This window comes from Megasphaera sp. (assembly GCF_047831605.1).
GTDB lineage: Bacteria > Bacillota > Negativicutes > Veillonellales > Megasphaeraceae > Megasphaera > Megasphaera intestinihominis.
Genome location: NZ_CP181255.1, coordinates 1,918,607 through 1,935,280 on the forward strand (window position 1 = coordinate 1,918,607; position 16,674 = coordinate 1,935,280).

The following is a 16,674-nucleotide window of genomic DNA, read 5'->3' on the forward strand; positions in this document are numbered from 1 at the left end:
CTAACAACTAACTGCTAGCCACTAACAACTTAAAAAGGCTTGTCGTCGTGCGACAAGCCTTTTTTATACGATGTCATTTCCCCTTGACGCAGATGCTGAGCCATTTCGGCAGTCTGTGTTCGACGACGACCCAGGAATAGGCTGCGGCACAGGCTGTGACGATGACGTAGATGGCGATGATGTGGACGGCCCGCAGGTAGATGTGCCAGTGGGCGGCCAGGCCCGTGCAGGCACTGAGAAAGACGGGATGGACCAGGTAGATGGGATACGAGTAGTCGCCCAGGAGGGAGAAGACCTTGTGGACCCATTGCGGGACAGGCCGGCATTCCCACCAGTAGAGGAGGAAGAGCATCGTCGACAGGGTATAGGCCATGCCGATAGGGCTGAGCTGATGGATAGTGAAGACTGCCGACAAGGGGTCGTAGCCCAGGTAGTGCATGACGCCGTAGTAGGCGGCCAGCATACCCGCTGTCGTCGCTGCCTGGAAGACGTTGACCAGCGTGCCGTGGCGTTTCAGCCAGTCCGTCACGGCTGTGAAGTGTTCTGCCGTAAAGGCACCGAACATGAAGATGAACAGGTAGTGCAGGACGACGTAGTTCAGGCGGAAGTTGAAGGCGTCCTGGATGAGGGGATTGTCGGAATGGACCGTCCAGATGTAGCTGGAATAGAAGTTGAAGACCATGTTGGCGAAAAAGAGGATAGTAAAAGAGAGCCACGGCGCCTTGTCCATGAAGCGCAGGAGCGGCCGCCACAACGGCATGAGGAAGTAGAACCACAAGAGGATGACCAGGAAGTAAATGTGATACATGGCCAGGCCGTACCATAAGGTGCGGAAAAAGGCGTAAGGCTGGAAGACACTGAAGTTGTGGCTGATGACCGATACGTAGACCATGTAGAACAGGGACCAGGCCAGGTAGGGGACGAAGACCGTCCGCAGGCGGCGCCGCAGGTAGTCTTTGTAGACGAAGGGCTGGTCCAGGGGCTGGCTGTAGAACATGCCGAAGGCCGACAGGAAGAAAAAGGCCGGTACGGAAAAGCGGGACAGGATTTCCAGGATGGCCACCAGTCCCAGATTAGGCGACGGGTTGACGATAGCGACGGATCCGACGTGGATGGCGATGACGCCGAGCATGCAGAGACCGCGCATATAATTGATGGAATGAATGAATCGTTTTGACATCTGACACCTCGAAAGATACAATAAAGATAATTGGGATAATGACATATCCTATTATAACAAATTTTTCCAGCTTGGACAGGGGAGGTTTTATGACAGAAGATATAAAAAATGTGACCCGTACCGGGCTCATCCTGGCCGTGACCTTGATCCTGCAGGGCCTGCGCCTGGTCATCCCCATACCGCCGCAGGTCAGTATGTTCGTCGTCGGCTCCCTGGTCAATGCCTGCCTCATCGTGGCCGTCCTCACCGTCGGCCGCCGGGCCGGCCTGGTCGTCGCCGCCTGTACGCCCGTCTTTGCCTGGCTCGAAGGGATGCTGCCCTTTTTTCCCTTTGTCTTTCCCGTAGCCTTGGGCAACAGTTTCTACGTCTGGGCGGCCTGGCGCTGGCAGCGGTACGGCCTGCCGGCTTTCTGCGGCGGCGCCCTGGGCAAGGCGGCCATCCTTTACGGCTCTTTTTACCTGCTCTTTGCCTGCATCGCCTTTCCGCCGGCTGTGCGGCATATGCTCTTGTTTGCCATGAGCTGGCCTCAGGTCGTGACGGGCGTCATCGGGGCTGTCATCGGCAGGGAAGTGAGCCGCTTCGCCGCTTCTCGTCCTGAATAGAAAGGAAGGTATTATGTTACTGCAGATCTTTTATTATCTCCCGGCCATCCTCGGCGTGCTGTTCATCGCCGTCGGGACCTATCACGGCTGGAAATTCCGCGGCATGACGCGGCGCTGCAAGGTCGCCGCTGTAGGGACGCTCCTCGGGTTTGAAGAAAAGAAGATGAAGAGCGGGACCTTGTATTATCCCGTCGTCCGTTTCCAGACGAAAGACGGCCAGACCTATCAGGCCCGTTACGCCTTTGGCGATGCCGAATGGGACTATACGGCCGGTGACGAACTGGATTTGCGCTATAACCCGGCGGATCCCCAGGAAATCTATCTCGATCACGTACAGAGTATCTGGCAGCAGTATGCCAGTCCCTTTTTCATCATCGTCGGCGGCCTTATCTTTATCGCTGCGTATTACTTCATTTTATAAATAAAGGAGGAGCTAGTTACGTTGGAAGAAAATGAAAGAGCCGTGGCTGCGATGCGGCAGTTTTTAGAGGCCCTGGGACTGGACCTTCAGGCCCTGGGGATGGAAAAGACGCCGCACCGCGTGGCCCAGGCTTTTGCTGATTTTTTCTCAGGCCTCAAGGAAAATCCCGATGACGAGTGGCAGGATCCCATTGCGACTCAGACCGATGGCCTGGTCGTCGTCCGCAACATCCGCTTCCACTCCATGTGCGAACACCACCTGCTGCCCTTTTTCGGCTCCGTCCATGTGGCGTATTACCCGAAAAAGGGGACCATTGCCGGCTTCGGCCATTTCGTCCGCGCCGTCGATATCCTGGCTCGGCGGCCTCAGCTCCAGGAACGGATGACTGACGAACTGTGTCAGTCCATCCGCCGCGGCCTCGACCCGGAAGGCGTGCTGATCGTCGTCCAGGCGACCCATCTGTGCCTGACCATGCGCGACCGCCTGGCCATCGACTCGAATATCGTGACGACGGCGTCGTCAGGCTGCCTGAAAGAAGGGACCGCCGCCTATGACCAGGCCTGGAAACTGCTCATGGAGGAGGAAAAAGATGGATAAAATCGTCCTGATGGGACTTCATTTCTATGGCTATCATGGCTGTCTGCCTGAAGAAAAACGCCATGGCCAGCCCTTTCACATCGACCTGGTACTGGAAACGGACCTGGAACGGGCCGGCCAGACCGACGACTTGACGCAGACCGTCGACTACAGCGCCGTCTATGGCGTCGTCAAGGCCGTCGTCGAAGGGCCGTCGTATGACCTCATCGAACGGGTGGGCCAGGTCATTGCCGACCGCATCCTGGCCCAGTTCCCGCTGGTCCAGGCCCTGACCGTGACCGTCCACAAGCCGCAGGCGCCCATCGGCGGGCCCTTTGAAGACGCTGCCGTCGTCCTGGAAAGGCGGCGCCATGGCTAAGTTCTATCTCAGCATCGGCGCCAATCTGGGTGACCGCATGGCGACGCTTCGCCAGGCCGTCCGCCTCCTGGCCGATACGCCGGGCGTGACGGTCACGGCTGTTTCGCCTTTTTATGAAACACCGCCCTGGGGCAAGACCGACCAGCCAGCCTTCATCAATGGGGCCGTGGCTGTCGAAACGGAAGGGTCCGGACAGGAGCTGCTCGATGCCTGTCTGGCCATTGAACGGCGTTTGGGCCGTGTGCGCCGCGAAAAATGGGGCGCCCGGACTATCGATATCGACCTCGTCTACAGCCCGGACGAGGCGTGTGAGACGGAAACGCTGACCTTGCCTCACCCTTATCTCACACAGCGGGCTTTCGTCCTGGTCCCTTTGCGGGACTTGGCGCCGGACCTCATCCTTTGCGGCCGGCCGATCGGCGACTGGCTGGACCGGTTGCCGGATACAGACTCTATCAGAAAGAAGGACAGTAACTATGGAAAAAATACTCATTGCAGATGATGAACAGCTCATGCGTCAATTGGTCATCGACTTCTTGAGACCCGAAGGCTATGAAATCCTGGAAGCGTCAGACGGCAAAGAAGCGCTGGAAATCTATGATAAGGAACATCCGGACCTCATCCTTCTGGACGTCATGATGCCTGGTTATGATGGCTGGACGGTCTGCCGCGAAATCCGCCGCGAATCGACGGTCCCCATCATGATGCTGACGGCGAAAGGGGAAGAAATCGACCAGCTCTTCGCCTATGACCTCGGTGCCGATGAATATATCACCAAGCCCTTCAGTCCGAAGATTTTAGTCGCCAAGATCAAGGCCCTCCTGCGCCGTTCCCAGAATGAACAGGAAACGCATGAAACCGATGAGGGTGTCGCTATCGACCGCGATGCCCGTCAGGTCGTCCTCGACGGCAAGAACGTCGACCTGAGCCCGACGGAATACAAGCTCCTCAACTACCTCATGAGCAATACCGGCAAGGCCCTGAGCCGCCGCCAGATCCTCAACCAGGTATGGAACTACGATTACTACGGCGATCTGCGCACCGTCGACACGCACATCAACCGCCTGCGCATCAAGCTCGGCGATAAAGGCCGCTATATCCGCACAGTCCGCGGCTACGGTTACCGCTATGATGGCAAATGAGGAAAGGGCGCTGGTCGTTAAAATTTAAGGCCGGCCTCTATGTCGGCTTTTTTACGATTTTCTTCATTATCACTCTCATGGTTGCCGTCGGCTTCGGCTTTGAACGCTACTATTATTCCATGAAGAAAGAAGCTATGGTCGAAGCGAGTCAGAAAATCAGCAATATCTACCGGAAAGAGGGCGGTTCAGATGAAAGTTCGCTGGACGACCTGAGCCAGCAGTATGCCTTGGATGTGCTCATCGTCGATCAGGGGAAATTGGTCTATTCGTCCCGGCCAGGCCGGCGGGTCCATCTGCCTATGGAAAAAGATATACAAGATGAAGAAGTCATCGTCCAAGGGAAAGAAAATGAAGCGGCTGCTGACAAGCCGGTCTTCCGCCTGCCCCTGCATATCGCCGAACTACGGGATTTGCTCGATGGCAAGATGCCTGAAGAAGAAGTGCTGGGCAAGGTCCAGCTCTATAAGGATACGCCTGATTTCGAGCATTTCAATCTCATCGACCGCGTCCAAGACGGAGCTTACGTCATTATCAGCCAGTCCGTCGCACCCTTGCGGGAGAATATCTACATCGTCCAGCGGTTCATCATCGTCTGCGGCCTCATCTGGCTGGTCCTGGCTATTATCGGTACGATTCTCTTGACCCAGCGCATGACCCAGCCCCTGCTAGAATTGAAGAACCTGGCCGTCGCCATGGCTCACCTCGATTTTTCCAAGCGCTGGAAGGGGAATTTCAATGATGAAATCGGGGAGCTCGGCGACAGTATCAATACGCTGGCCAACCAGCTCAACGTCGCCCTGACGGCTCTGCAGCAGTCCAATACGGAATTGCAGAAGCAGCTCGACAAGGCCAAGGAAGTGGAACACATGCGCAAGTCCTTCCTGTCGGCTGTCTCCCATGAGCTGAAGACGCCTCTGGCCATCATCCAGGGCTATGCCGAAGGGCTGGACACGCTGGATATCGACAAGGAAACGCAGCAGCGCTACTGTGCCGTCATCCGCAGTGAAACCCAGAAGATGGATAAACTCGTCAAGGACCTGCTCAACTTGTCGCGTCTGGAAACGGACTCTTTCAAACTGGAACAGACGGTCTTTGATTTCACGGCCCTGGCCGAAGAAAGCAAGGCCCGCTTTGCCAAGGCTCTGGCTGATAAGCATATCCTGGCCAAGTGGGAACTGCCAGCTGAAATGAACGTCTATGGCGACCCGGAACGGATCGATACGATTCTGACCAATTTCCTGAGCAATGCCATCGACTATACGCCCGTCGGCAGGCATATCCACGTCTTTGCCGATGACCTGGGGAAGCGCTACCGCATCTGTGTCTACAATGAAGGCAGCCATATCGGCGAAGCGTACCAGCAGCGCATTTGGGAACCGTTCTATAAGATCGATTCATCCCGGGCCCGCAGCCCGAAACGCGTTTTCGGCGGCCACGGCCTGGGTCTGGGGACCGTCGCGGCCCTGGTGAAACTCCACGGGGAAACCTACGGCGTCCGCAACGAAAAAGACGGCGTCACCTTCTGGTTCACCATAAAGAAGAGATAGCTCGTCGTTCATCGTAGGTCGTTGGTCGTTGTAAGGGATAAAAAATGGGACCTCGCACGAAGGTTTTTGCCATCATGCGAGGTCCCATTTGCTTTATAGTTTGTAGAAGATGGCTTTAAATTTAAAACCATCGGCTAACCACTAGCCTTTTTTGGAAGAGAACCCCTCAGACGCCTGCGGCGCCAGCTCCCCTTCGCAGGGGAGCCGAAAGCCTCACCTGCGAAGGGGAGGGGGACCGCAAAGCGGTGGAGGGGTTCTTCCCATCAGAACGACCGCTTGCCTAAGGTGGGGTGGCTGCATTTTTTCAGGGTCAGGTGGTCGACGAGGTAGCCGGCCCGGTCCAGGTCGACGTCTTCTTTTTGACCGTCGTGTTCAAAGACGCAGAGCGGCTGGTCGGTCCCGACTTCGCCGCCAGGGAGGTAGATGTATTCACCCGTTTCGGCGTCGCCGAAGATGATGCCGGCTAAGAGGTGTTTTTTGGCTATTTGACTCATCGCAGGGCCTCCTGTCCGTCGAATTTGATTTCTAAGAGCTTGCAGTCCCGGTAGTCCGCCGAGACGAGCTGGAGCAGCGTCCCGTTGTAGCGGCGCGGGAACATGGTCCCAGGCTGCATGCCGTGGAGATGGCCGAAAACGCAGAGCGGGACGTGATATTTTTCCAAAAGGTCCGTAAAGCCGCTGGGCTTGGTCAGATCGCAGACCGGCGGGTAGTGGAGCAGGAGGATGGTGTGCTTGCACTGCAGGGCCTCGGCTTCCTGCAAGGTCCGTTCGACGCGCAAAAGTTCCCGCCGATAGGGCTTGGCGTCGCGGTCTTCCTGGTAGTGGATGTCGCCCGGGCAGACCCAGCCGTGGGTGCCGCAGATGGCGATGTCCTTGTCGCCCAGGACGGCTGTCGAGCCGTAGAGGTACTGCATATTATTCTCGGCGTCCATCCGGTTCAGTTTGCCGGCACTTTCCCACCAGTAATCGTGGTTGCCGCGGATTATGATTTTTTTACCCGGCAGGGCCCGTATCTGGTCCAGGTCTTCCTGGGCCTCCTTGAGGTGCATGGCCCAAGACGTGTCGCCGGCGATGAGGACGACGTCGTCGTCACTGACGCGGCTCTTCCAGTCGGCGGCGATGCGCTGCCAATGGTTCTTCCAGCGGCTGCCGAAGACTTCCATGGGCTTTTTGGGGGGATTGCCTGATAAATGTAGATCACCGATTGCAAATAAACGCATAGAGTTGTAATAACCGTCCTTTCTTATACTTCATGCAAGCGCTGCTGCAAGGCATGAATGAAGCGCGCTGAATGGCCTCCGTTGGCGATTTGGGGAATCATATAGCCGACGTAGAGGGGGTTGGTCAGAAAGCGCGGGATAATTTTGACATACAAGGCATCGTCAGCCGGGAAGTCATAGAAAAAGATATTATAACTGTCGTTGAAGCTGACAAAGGAGTGCATGAAATAATCTGCCGTCAGCTGCATATAGCGGACGAATTTCCCCAGCTTTCCCCGGTCTTTGAGGATGAGGTTCACTTCATAAAAGCCGATGATCGGGCGCTGGGACAAGTTGACCGTCAGGCCGTCTTCTTCAATGATGGAAGGCCCGACGAAGTGGAAAGGTTTGATGTCCTGGTGATAGTCGTAGTCCTTGAAGCCGACGATCTGCGAATGGGGGTGGTGGATGGTGCCGCCGGCCATGTAGCCGTGGCTGCGGTAGAAGACGACGGACCGGAATTTTCCCATGTCCTTGACTTGCTGCCATTTTTCCAGGCCGAATTCGATGAGCTTCAAGGCGTATTCCGGTGTATACGATGAAAATTCGCCATCGCAGTCATCGCTTTCGATGATCAGCGTCTGCCACGAATCCTTGAGGACGGGGTAGGCGTTTTCCAGCCAGATCATAGGGCCCCGTTTTTCCATGACGTTCTTCAAGTGGGCTACGTCGCAGAAGGGACAATACTTTTCATCGCGATGGACCGTGTCGGGCTTGGTCTTGCCCAGGTCCAGATTATATTCCAAAATGTGAGATAAGGGATTTTCATTCATGACGACCGCTCCTTTTGATACCTACTATACATTGTAGCATAGAGATAGCCATTTTCAAACCATGTGGTATAATACAGATATGCTATTTTTAAGGAGGAATTTATCATGAGTCTTCATATTGCTGCTCGTGACGGTGAAATCGCCGACCGCATCTTGCTTCCCGGCGATCCCCTGCGGGCTAAATATATTGCTGAAACTTTTTTGGACGATGCCGTCTGCTACACGGATATCCGCAACATCCTCGGCTATACGGGGACCTATAAAGGCGTCCGCCTGTCCGTCCAGGGCACGGGCATGGGCATCCCGTCCATTTCCATTTATGCGACGGAACTCATGCGCGATTACGGCGTGAAGAAGCTCATCCGCGTCGGCACCTGCGGGGCCATGCGCAAAGATATCAAGCTCCGCGACGTCATCATCGCCCAGGGGGCCACGACGGACTCGTCGATCATCCGCAACATCTTCGGCGGCTCCATCAACTACGCGCCACTGGCTGATTTCACGCTCCTGCGCCAGGCCTACGAACAGTCGGTCAAACAGGGCATCCCGGCGCGGGTCGGCAACATCGTCTCTGTCGACCGCTTCTACGATGACGAAATCGACAATGATAAACTGACCCAGTACGGCATCATGGCCGTCGAAATGGAAACGGCCGGCCTCTATACGCTGGCTGCCAAATACGGCGCTCAGGCCCTGGGATTGTTCACGGTCAGCGACCACTTGCTGACGGGCGAAGCCTGCACGCCGGAAGAACGGCAGACGTCCTTCGACGATATGATCCGCATTGCCTTGGAAACGGCTATTCAGGAGTAACCGCCTATGAGAGCTAAAGAACTACGGGTCATTGACAGCCACTTCCATTTTTGTGATTACGTCGGCTTCAACCAGATTGCCCTGGCTGCGGGCTATACTAATACGGAAGAATGCCTGCACAAGGCCTTTCAGGACAACAACATCGTCCACGGCGTCGTCATGGGCAACAAGACCCTGGACCCGGCAGGCCATCACTACCCCGATTACATGAGCTACTGCATCGGCCTGGACAGCAACGTCTTTTACGACGATATGGACCTCATGACGGCCCAGGTCGAAGAGAACCTCAAGCGCAAGCAGTGCTGCGGCATCAAGCTCTATCCGGGCTATAACCACGTCTACGTCTACGATGAGCTCTATGACCCCATTTACGAGCTGGCCCGGAAGTATAACAAGCCCGTCGCCATCCACACGGGCCTGACGGCTACGGCCAACGCCCTCTTGAAGTACAGTCATCCCATGACCCTCGATGAAGCGGCCGTCAAATATCCCGATGTCCAGTTCGTCATGTGCCACATCGGCAATCCCTTCCTGCAGGATGCCATTGCCGTCCTGGAAAAGAACCACAACGTCGCCGTCGACTTGTCAGGCCTCCTGGAAGGGAAGATACCCGACATGGTCACCTTCCTGCGGGATAAGCGGGGCTATATTTCCATGCTCCGGGACTGGCTGAACTACCTCGGCTCTTATGACCGGGTCATGTTCGGGACCGACTGGCCCCTGGCTAATTTTGCCGATTATATTACCTTTGTCAAAGATTTCATCCCTGAAACGTATTGGGATGACGTCTTCTTTAACAATGCCAACCGCATCTACCAGCTGGGATTATAGCCGGCCTTGCGGCAAGGGAGGAACGCCTTTTGTATACTGTAACCAAGCGGATGGAAATATCCGCTGCCCATTACCTGGTCCTCGATTATGAGAGCAAGTGCGAGCATCTCCACGGTCATAACTGGATCATCTCTGTGACCTGCCAGGCCGAAACACTGGACCGAAACGGCATGGTCGTCGATTTCAAGAAAATCAAGGAAATGGTCCACGCCAAGATGGACCATCAGAATCTGAACGATGTCTTCGACTTCAATCCGACGGCGGAAAATATCGCCAAGTGGATCTGCGACACCGTTCCCCATTGTGTCAAAGTGACGGTCCAGGAAAGCGAAGGGAACGTGGCCACTTATGAATTATAGCCTCTGTGTCAACGAGATTTTCGACAGTATCGACGGCGAAGGCAAGAAAGCCGGTCAGCTGGCGACGTTCATCCGCCTCTGCGGCTGCAACCTGCGCTGTTCTTACTGCGATACGGCCTATGCCTTTAACGAAGGCCGGCACATGGACATTGCCGATATCATCGCCCAAGTGTCCTATCCCAACGTCACCCTGACCGGCGGCGAACCGCTGTGCCAGGACATCCACGCACTCCTGGAAGGGCTCAAAGGGCACAGCGTCAATATCGAGACCAATGGCAGCATGGACATCGAGCCGTATTTCAAATACGACCACGTCTGGTTCACTGTCGATTATAAGAGCCTGTCTTCGGACATGGCCAATCGCATGCTGCCGGAGAACTTCGAGAAGCTCCGGCCTCAGGACGTCCTGAAGTTCGTCGTCGGCGACGAAGCCGACCTGCGCCAGGCTCTGGGTGTCTATCGGCTGTACCGGCCTAAATGTGCCGTCTACGTCGGCGCCGTCTTCGGCAAAATCGAGCCGCGGCGCATCGTCGAGTTCATGAAGGAACACCGTCTGACGGACTGGCACATGCAGCTTCAACTCCATAAGATCATCTGGAACCCCGACGACCGGGGCGTCTAGCTGGGACGACGAAACGCCGTTATCCGCTGATTTGCGGGTAACGGCGTTTTTTGAAGATGGCCTGGTCGTCGTCGAGCATGTGCTGGAAGCAGAAGAGCGTCGCGTCCGTATCGGTCAGGCTGTCGTGCCAGTTGCGGCCGTGATAGCCGTAGTGGGCGGCGCAGTTCATGAGCTTTTCATAAGTGATGGTCTTCGTTTCCTGGTAATGGATGAGGGAAAAGGCTTCGGCCAGGTCGAGGTAGATGTCCTTGTCCGGCAGGACGACGCCCGACGCGTGGAGCTTGGCAATGTCGTTGAAGGTACTGTAGCCGACGATGAGGTCTGCATCCATGAAAAGGCTGCTGACCGTGTCGGCCCAGAGGATGAACGGGTCTTCACAGGCGACCTGTTCCGGCGTGATGTGATTGACTTCCATCGCTTCATCCCAGCGTTCCGTGTAGAGGGGCTTGAAATAGCGGTTCATGAGGACGTCGCCGCAGCCGTTCATGATGGACAGCTGGATGATTTCGGCGTCGGCCGTGAGGCCCGTCGTCTCCAGGTCCAGCGTCAGGATGCGCGCCGGGTCGAGGCGGCGGATGGCCTGTTTGATCTGCGGTGACCGGCGGATGCTCTGGCGCCGGGCTTTTTCTTTCTTCGACAGTAACTTTTTCATGGAAAAACCTCCTTTCTTCTCTGCAATGGCTTTATTATAGGAAGAAAGGAGGTCCTTGTCAATCGTTATTTCTTGGTGCTGGCACCGGTCGCAGCCTGCGGCGGAGCCGGCCGGTCGACGGTGGCAAAGCCGTAGACGGCCGTACAGGCCAGGAGCAGCATGAGCAGGAGGGAGATGATTTTTTTGCTGTCATAGGAGAAGTGTCCTTTCGTGATTACTTATTCGTATAAGCCGCTGGGCTTTTCCGAGAGGTTGATGAAGATATTCTTGGTCTGCATGTAATGGCGCATGGTCGTCTTGTCCGTTTCGCGGCCGATGCCGGAGAGCTTGTAGCCGCCGAAAGGTGCGCCGGCCGGCAGGGCATTGTAGGTGTTGACCCACATGCGGCCCGTTTCCACGCCTTTGGCTACGCGCAGGGCCCGGTTGATGTCGCGCGTCCAGACGGCGCCGCCTAAGCCGTATTCGCTGGCGTTGGCCAGGGCGATGACTTCGTCTTCCGTCTCAAAGGGCAGGATGCAGACGACAGGGCCGAAGATTTCTTCCTGGGCAATGCGCATATCGTTGGTGACGTCGGCGAAGATCGTCGGTTTGATGAAATTGCCCTTGTCGAGGCCGTTGGCGGTTGCCTTTTCGCCGCCGCAGACCAGGCGGGCGCCTTCCTGCTTGCCGATTTCGATGTAGCTGAGGATCTTTTCGACCTGACGGCCGTCGATCTGGGCGCCCATCTGCGTGTCTTCCAGCCAGGGCAGGCCGACTTTGACGCGGTTGAATCGTTCGGCCAGTTCGGCGACGAACTTGTCGTAGATCCCTTTCTGGACGAAGATGCGGGAGCCGGCGCAGCAGACCTGACCCTGGTTGAAGAGGATGCCCAGCTGGGCGCCGTCCATGGCCATGTCCCAATCGCAGTCGTCGAAGAAGATATTCGCCGATTTGCCGCCCAGTTCCAGTGTCGCCGGGATGAGTTTTTCCTGGGCTGCTTTGTAGACGCCGCGGCCGATTTCCGTAGAGCCCGTGAAGGCCAGTTTCTGGATATCCGGATGGTCGAGGATGTACTGACCCGACCGGGAGCCCTTGCCGGTGATGACGTTGACGACGCCGTCAGGCAGGACGCCTTCCAGGAGGTGCATCAGTTCCAGGACGCTGAGGGACGTCGTGCTCGATGGCTTGAGGATGATCGTACAGCCGGCGGCCAGGGCCGGTGCCAGTTTCCAGGCGGCCATGAGGAAGGGGAAGTTCCACGGGATGATCTGGCCGACGACGCCAATCGGTTCGTGGATGACCAGGCTCAGCGTGTGGTCGTCCAGGGTCGACGCCCGGCCGTCTTCGCTGCGGACGACGCCGGCGAAGTAGCGGAAATGGTCGGCTGCTGCCGGGATGTCGACGGCCTTCGTTTCCCGGATGGGCTTGCCGTTGTCCAAGGTTTCGATGAGGGCCAGCGTGTCGGCATTCTTATCGATGATGTCGGCGATTTTCAAGAGGATGGCCTGTCGTTTTCGGGGCGATACGTTCTTCCAGGCCGGGAAGGCAGCCTGGGCGGCGCGGACAGCGGCGTTGACGTCGTCCTGCGTCGCTTCGGCACAGACCGACAGGACTTCACCGTTGGCAGGGTTGATGGCTTTAAAGGTAGAACCGTCGCTGGACGGGACCCAGCGGCCATTGATATATAAATCGTAAGAGGGGCGGATGACATTTTTCATCAGGACACTTCCTTTCTACGTAATGGACATAAGAGAAAATGATTCTTTGTTAATGTAAAGTCATTATACCATAAGTATACTAAAACGGTCAACAATGGGAATTTTTTCACGGTCTTTGCCCTGTATAAATGATTGCAAATATTGACAAAGCAGGCTAAAATAGATAGGGTACACAATAAGTATAGTTTCACAGGAGAAGTTACATGTATAAATACGTTTTATTCGATCTCGACGGGACCCTGACCGATTCCAAGGAAGGCATCATCAAGTCCGTCGCCTATGCCCTGGAACAGATGGGCGAATCGACAGAAGGCCGTCTGGATCAGCATACTATCGTCGGGCCGCCGCTGTTGACGACCTTTGAAGACGTCTATGGCTTTTCGCCGGAAAAGGCCCGTCAGACTTATGCCTATTTCCAGGAACGCTACAGCTCGATCGGCAAGTTTGAGAACCGGGCTTTCGATGGCATCGTTCCCATGCTCAAGGCCATGAAGGAAGCGGGCATCCGCTCGTTCGTCGCTACATCGAAGCCCCAGGTCCATGCCGAGGCGATCTGCCAGAAATTCGGCATCGCTCCCTATGTGGAAGCCATTGCCGGACCGGCCGTCGGCGGGACTGATACCAAGGCCGACGTTATGCGGCGCATCCTGGCTGGCCTGGGCCCGGTGGAAAAGGGCGACGCCGTCATGGTCGGCGACCGCCGTTTCGACATCATCGGCGCCCACGAATTGGGCCTGCCCGTCATTTATGTCACCTATGGCTATGGCGATGAAGCGGAACGGAAGGCCTTCCAGCCCGATTACACGGCAGCGACCGTAGGGGACTTGAAACAGTTACTTTTGCAAGCATGATGCTAGCTATAATACATTATATAATAAGAGATGAAGGAGCATTTTTATGAAGTTACAAGAAAAACAGATGATCCATGGCTTTGCCGTCGACCGGTCCCGTTACGTACCGGAACTGCACAGCCAGGCCTATGAGCTGCACCACGTCCAGTCCGGTGCCCGCCTGTTATATATCCAGAATGACGACGACAATAAGGTCTTTTCCATTTCCTTCCGGACGACGCCGTCCGACAGCACTGGCGTACCCCATATCTGCGAACATTCGACGCTCTGCGGCTCGCGGAAGTTCCCCCTCAAGGAACCCTTTGTCGAACTGGTGAAGGGCTCGCTCAACACCTTCCTCAACGCCATGACCTTTCCGGACAAGACCATGTATCCCGTAGCCAGCCGCAACGCTGCTGATTTCAAGAACCTCATGGACGTCTATCTCGACGCCGTCTTCTTCCCGAACATGATTAAGGACAAACAGGTCCTCATGCAGGAAGGCTGGCATTATCATCTCGACTCGGCTGACGACGAGCTGACTTATCGCGGCGTCGTCTATAACGAAATGAAAGGCGTCTTCTCTTCACCGGACTCGCAGATGGAACGGCACGTCATGGATGCCCTCTTCCCGGATACGACGTATGGCGTCGAATCGGGCGGCAACCCCGATGATATCCCGAACTTGACGCAGGAAGGCTTTGCCGCTTTCCACGCCAAATATTATCACCCGTCGAACAGCTATATCTTCCTCTACGGCGATATGGATATCGACCAGACCCTGGCCTTCATCGACGGCGAATACCTGAGCCAGTTCCAGGCCCAGACCATCGATTCGGCCATCGGCCGCCAGGCCTGCCCGGGCAGCCAGGTCCAGACCTTCCCCTACGGCATTGCCACGGGAGAAAAGACGGACCACAAGACGCTGCACAGCCTGACCTATGTCATCGACGACGCCCTGGACCCGACGGTAGCCATGGCCTTCAAAGTCCTGACCTACGTCCTCCTGCAGTCGCCGGCAGCGCCGCTGAAGAAAGCCCTGGTCGATGCCGGTCTGGGCAAGGATATTTCCGGTGACTTCCAGGACGGGCTCCTGCAGCCCATGTGGGGCATTTCCGTCAATGGCTCGGACCCGGATAAACAGGACAAGATCCTGCCCATCGTCCGCGACGTCCTCAGCAACATGGTCCGCGACGGCCTGGACAAGACCCTGCTCACAGGCGCTTTGAACCGGACGGAATTCATCCTGCGCGAAGCCGATTTCGTCGGCCGCCCGAAGGGCCTCATCTACGGCATCCGCTGCATGGATACGTGGCTCTACGATATGGATCCCCTGGCTGCCCTGTCTTATGAAGGCTCCCTGGATGTGTTGCGCCGCGGCATCGACAACGGCTACTTTGAAGGCCTCATCCAGAAATACATCCTCGACAATCCCTATTACGCCCTGATCTCACTGGTACCGGAACCGGGCCTGACCGAACGGCACGACAAGGCCCTGGCCGACAAGCTGGCTGTTTACAAGGCTTCGCTCTCGAAAGAAGAAATCGACGCCATCGTAGCCGACTCCCAGGCCCTGCAGAAGCGGCAGGCCACGCCGGACTCGCCGGAAGCCCTGGAAACGATTCCGACCCTGACCCGGGACGACCTGGAAAAGAAGGCCGACACGATTGCCATGGAACAGCAGGATGTAGGCGGCGTCCCGGTCTGCTATGTCCCGGATGAAACGAACGGCATTACTTATGTCAATGCCTACTTCGACCTCCACGGCCTGACACGGGAAGAAATTTCCTATGTCTACCTGCTGAGCGACCTCATCGGCGATATGGATACGACAGACCATACGTATGGGGACATCGCGTCGCTCATCGACTTGTACACGGGCGGCATCGACTACAGCGTGTCGGCCTTTTCGAACCGGACGGACAACAAGGACTACATGCCGGTCTTCTGCTTCAAGGCCAAAGGCCTGACGCAGAACCTGGACAAACTCGTCGATTTGTTGAAGGAAATCTCCCTGCATACGGTCTTCACGAATAAGGACCGCCTGGTCGAACTCGTGGAAGAAACGAAGGCCGGCTGGGATATGGATGCCTTCCGCCGGGGCCATACGATCGTCATGCACCGCGTCTTGTCCTACGTTTCGCCAGTCGAAGCCTTCTGCGACGCCGGGGAATTGTCGTACTACGAATTCATTACCGATGTCGCCAGCCGCATCCACACGGACGCCGAAGCCATCGGCGCCAAACTCGCTGCGGTCATGAAGAAGATCTTCACCCGTTCGGCCCTGACCCTGGAAGTGACGGCCAGCCGGGACGACTGGCAGACGGCGAAAAACACTGTGTCGTCGTGGATCACGGCCCTGCCGCAGGGCGAAAAGCTCCAGGGCTTGTGCGATTTCGGCCTGTCCCGGAAGAATGAAGGCATCATGACCAGCGGCACGGTCCAGTACGTCGCCAAAGGCGGCAACTTCCGCAGCCACGGCTACGACTACGACGGCTCGCTCATGGTCCTCGATACGATCCTCCAGTACGGCTACTTGTGGACGAAGATCCGCGTCCAGGGCGGGGCGTACGGCGCCTTCACCCGTTTCTATGACAACGGTGACATGGTCTTCTGCTCGTACCGCGACCCCAATCTCCGCTCCAGCGTCGAAGCCTACGATGCCCTGGCAGATTATCTGGAATCCTTCGACGTGTCTGACCGGGAAATGACGAAATACGTCATCGGGACCTTGAGTCGCATCGACATCCCCTTGACGCCGTCCCTGCGGGGGGCCAAGGCCATGACCCGCTATTTCACGGGGACCACTGATGCCATTGCTCAGCAGCGCCGGGACCAGCTGCTGGCGACGACGGCCGCCGACATCCGGGCTCTGGCACCGCGCATCCGCGCCGTCATGGCCGATGACAATGTCTGCGTCATGGGCAGTGAAGCCAAGATACGCGAAGCGAAGGACTTGTTCACCAGCCTCATTTCGCTGCCCGATTAGGAT

General features: G+C 56.6%; 19 protein-coding genes. 13 read left to right on the top strand and 6 right to left on the bottom strand.

The features are described from left to right. Positions 1 to 73 precede the first annotated feature (73 nt). A complete protein-coding gene (locus tag ACFWUB_RS09225; protein WP_020310553.1) occupies positions 74 to 1,180 on the bottom strand; it encodes an acyltransferase in 1,107 nt (368 codons plus the stop codon). Positions 1,181 to 1,269: 89 nt separating this feature from the next. Here ACFWUB_RS09225 and ACFWUB_RS09230 point away from each other — a divergent pair, with 89 nt between their 5' ends. From ACFWUB_RS09230 to ACFWUB_RS09260, 7 genes are read left to right on the top strand one after another with little or no spacing between them, the layout of a single operon-like run. Then, the gene (locus tag ACFWUB_RS09230; RefSeq protein ID WP_020310552.1) at positions 1,270 to 1,782 is read left to right on the top strand and encodes an ECF transporter S component; all 513 of its coding nucleotides are present in this window, start codon (positions 1,270 to 1,272) and stop codon (positions 1,780 to 1,782) included. 13 nt (positions 1,783 to 1,795) lie between these two features. After that, positions 1,796 to 2,203: a DUF3592 domain-containing protein gene (locus tag ACFWUB_RS09235; protein WP_020310551.1), complete on the top strand. Its 408-nt coding sequence runs from the start codon at positions 1,796 to 1,798 to the stop codon at positions 2,201 to 2,203. A 21-nt stretch (positions 2,204 to 2,224) separates the two neighbouring features. Then, positions 2,225 to 2,800, top strand: coding sequence for a GTP cyclohydrolase I (folE, locus tag ACFWUB_RS09240; RefSeq protein WP_020310550.1), 576 nt, complete (start codon positions 2,225 to 2,227; stop codon positions 2,798 to 2,800). Beyond that, a complete protein-coding gene (folB, locus tag ACFWUB_RS09245) occupies positions 2,793 to 3,158 on the top strand; it encodes a dihydroneopterin aldolase (RefSeq protein WP_416183847.1) in 366 nt (121 codons plus the stop codon). The genes folE and folB overlap by 8 nt, the downstream gene beginning before the upstream one ends. Beyond that, entirely contained in the window at positions 3,151 to 3,660 is a 510-nt protein-coding gene (gene folK, locus ACFWUB_RS09250) for a 2-amino-4-hydroxy-6-hydroxymethyldihydropteridine diphosphokinase (protein ID WP_292298577.1), read from the top strand. Before folB ends, folK begins: the two co-directional genes overlap by 8 nt. Next, on the top strand, positions 3,635 to 4,300 hold the full coding sequence (locus tag ACFWUB_RS09255; RefSeq protein WP_292298579.1) for a response regulator transcription factor: 666 nt from the start codon (positions 3,635 to 3,637) through the stop codon (positions 4,298 to 4,300). Before folK ends, ACFWUB_RS09255 begins: the two co-directional genes overlap by 26 nt. After that, complete coding sequence (locus ACFWUB_RS09260; RefSeq protein WP_416183848.1) at positions 4,297 to 5,847, top strand: histidine kinase dimerization/phospho-acceptor domain-containing protein; 1,551 nt, start codon at positions 4,297 to 4,299, stop codon at positions 5,845 to 5,847. Before ACFWUB_RS09255 ends, ACFWUB_RS09260 begins: the two co-directional genes overlap by 4 nt. Before the next feature lie 263 nt (positions 5,848 to 6,110). Here ACFWUB_RS09260 and ACFWUB_RS09265 read toward each other — a convergent pair whose 3' ends face one another. From ACFWUB_RS09265 to ACFWUB_RS09275, 3 genes are read right to left on the bottom strand one after another with little or no spacing between them, the layout of a single operon-like run. Further along, positions 6,111 to 6,341, bottom strand: a complete 231-nt coding sequence (locus ACFWUB_RS09265; protein ID WP_292261551.1) for a hypothetical protein — start codon at positions 6,339 to 6,341, stop codon at positions 6,111 to 6,113. Further along, positions 6,338 to 7,066 (bottom strand): metallophosphoesterase, encoded by a 729-nt coding sequence (locus ACFWUB_RS09270; protein ID WP_020310544.1) that lies wholly within the window; start codon positions 7,064 to 7,066, stop codon positions 6,338 to 6,340. The genes ACFWUB_RS09265 and ACFWUB_RS09270 overlap by 4 nt, the downstream gene beginning before the upstream one ends. Before the next feature lie 23 nt (positions 7,067 to 7,089). After that, positions 7,090 to 7,878, bottom strand: coding sequence for a DUF4931 domain-containing protein (locus ACFWUB_RS09275; RefSeq protein ID WP_416183849.1), 789 nt, complete (start codon positions 7,876 to 7,878; stop codon positions 7,090 to 7,092). 105 nt (positions 7,879 to 7,983) lie between these two features. Here ACFWUB_RS09275 and deoD point away from each other — a divergent pair, with 105 nt between their 5' ends. The 4 genes from deoD to ACFWUB_RS09295 are packed head-to-tail and all read left to right on the top strand — an operon-like array spanning position 7,984 to position 10,503. Continuing rightward, on the top strand, positions 7,984 to 8,691 hold the full coding sequence (gene deoD / locus ACFWUB_RS09280; protein ID WP_020310542.1) for a purine-nucleoside phosphorylase: 708 nt from the start codon (positions 7,984 to 7,986) through the stop codon (positions 8,689 to 8,691). 6 nt (positions 8,692 to 8,697) lie between these two features. Next, positions 8,698 to 9,522 (top strand): amidohydrolase family protein, encoded by an 825-nt coding sequence (locus tag ACFWUB_RS09285; RefSeq protein WP_020310541.1) that lies wholly within the window; start codon positions 8,698 to 8,700, stop codon positions 9,520 to 9,522. Between the two features lie 29 nt (positions 9,523 to 9,551). Continuing rightward, entirely contained in the window at positions 9,552 to 9,881 is a 330-nt protein-coding gene (gene queD / locus ACFWUB_RS09290; protein WP_020310540.1) for a 6-carboxytetrahydropterin synthase QueD, read from the top strand. Beyond that, complete coding sequence (locus tag ACFWUB_RS09295) at positions 9,871 to 10,503, top strand: radical SAM protein (RefSeq protein ID WP_298588256.1); 633 nt, start codon at positions 9,871 to 9,873, stop codon at positions 10,501 to 10,503. Before queD ends, ACFWUB_RS09295 begins: the two co-directional genes overlap by 11 nt. A gap of 19 nt (positions 10,504 to 10,522) precedes the next feature. Here the strand turns inward: ACFWUB_RS09295 and ACFWUB_RS09300 are convergent, their stop codons facing one another. Together ACFWUB_RS09300 and ACFWUB_RS09305 are read right to left on the bottom strand one after the other, a co-directional pair. Then, the gene (locus ACFWUB_RS09300) at positions 10,523 to 11,155 is read right to left on the bottom strand and encodes an exonuclease domain-containing protein (RefSeq protein ID WP_020310538.1); all 633 of its coding nucleotides are present in this window, start codon (positions 11,153 to 11,155) and stop codon (positions 10,523 to 10,525) included. Positions 11,156 to 11,373: 218 nt separating this feature from the next. Continuing rightward, positions 11,374 to 12,852: an aldehyde dehydrogenase family protein gene (locus ACFWUB_RS09305; RefSeq protein WP_020310537.1), complete on the bottom strand. Its 1,479-nt coding sequence runs from the start codon at positions 12,850 to 12,852 to the stop codon at positions 11,374 to 11,376. A gap of 203 nt (positions 12,853 to 13,055) precedes the next feature. Between ACFWUB_RS09305 and ACFWUB_RS09310 the strand changes: the two genes are divergently transcribed. After that, the gene (locus ACFWUB_RS09310; protein WP_302680933.1) at positions 13,056 to 13,703 is read left to right on the top strand and encodes an HAD hydrolase-like protein; all 648 of its coding nucleotides are present in this window, start codon (positions 13,056 to 13,058) and stop codon (positions 13,701 to 13,703) included. Positions 13,704 to 13,749: 46 nt separating this feature from the next. Continuing rightward, on the top strand, positions 13,750 to 16,671 hold the full coding sequence (locus tag ACFWUB_RS09315; RefSeq protein ID WP_302680932.1) for an insulinase family protein: 2,922 nt from the start codon (positions 13,750 to 13,752) through the stop codon (positions 16,669 to 16,671). The last annotated feature ends 3 nt before the right edge of the window (positions 16,672 to 16,674 follow it).

Coding starts and splice junctions, on each gene's coding strand:
- deoD (WP_020310542.1), top strand. CDS start 7,984: ATGAGTCTTCATATTGCTGCTCGTGACGGTGAAATCGCCGACCGCATC.
- ACFWUB_RS09265 (WP_292261551.1), bottom strand. CDS start 6,341: ATGAGTCAAATAGCCAAAAAACACCTCTTAGCCGGCATCATCTTCGGC.
- folB (WP_416183847.1), top strand. CDS start 2,793: ATGGATAAAATCGTCCTGATGGGACTTCATTTCTATGGCTATCATGGC.
- ACFWUB_RS09300 (WP_020310538.1), bottom strand. CDS start 11,155: ATGAAAAAGTTACTGTCGAAGAAAGAAAAAGCCCGGCGCCAGAGCATC.
- ACFWUB_RS09305 (WP_020310537.1), bottom strand. CDS start 12,852: ATGAAAAATGTCATCCGCCCCTCTTACGATTTATATATCAATGGCCGC.
- ACFWUB_RS09230 (WP_020310552.1), top strand. CDS start 1,270: ATGACAGAAGATATAAAAAATGTGACCCGTACCGGGCTCATCCTGGCC.
- ACFWUB_RS09275 (WP_416183849.1), bottom strand. CDS start 7,878: ATGAATGAAAATCCCTTATCTCACATTTTGGAATATAATCTGGACCTG.
- ACFWUB_RS09310 (WP_302680933.1), top strand. CDS start 13,056: ATGTATAAATACGTTTTATTCGATCTCGACGGGACCCTGACCGATTCC.
- ACFWUB_RS09255 (WP_292298579.1), top strand. CDS start 3,635: ATGGAAAAAATACTCATTGCAGATGATGAACAGCTCATGCGTCAATTG.
- ACFWUB_RS09260 (WP_416183848.1), top strand. CDS start 4,297: ATGAGGAAAGGGCGCTGGTCGTTAAAATTTAAGGCCGGCCTCTATGTC.
- ACFWUB_RS09225 (WP_020310553.1), bottom strand. CDS start 1,180: ATGTCAAAACGATTCATTCATTCCATCAATTATATGCGCGGTCTCTGC.
- ACFWUB_RS09285 (WP_020310541.1), top strand. CDS start 8,698: ATGAGAGCTAAAGAACTACGGGTCATTGACAGCCACTTCCATTTTTGT.
- ACFWUB_RS09235 (WP_020310551.1), top strand. CDS start 1,796: ATGTTACTGCAGATCTTTTATTATCTCCCGGCCATCCTCGGCGTGCTG.
- folK (WP_292298577.1), top strand. CDS start 3,151: ATGGCTAAGTTCTATCTCAGCATCGGCGCCAATCTGGGTGACCGCATG.
- ACFWUB_RS09270 (WP_020310544.1), bottom strand. CDS start 7,066: ATGCGTTTATTTGCAATCGGTGATCTACATTTATCAGGCAATCCCCCC.
- ACFWUB_RS09295 (WP_298588256.1), top strand. CDS start 9,871: ATGAATTATAGCCTCTGTGTCAACGAGATTTTCGACAGTATCGACGGC.
- ACFWUB_RS09315 (WP_302680932.1), top strand. CDS start 13,750: ATGAAGTTACAAGAAAAACAGATGATCCATGGCTTTGCCGTCGACCGG.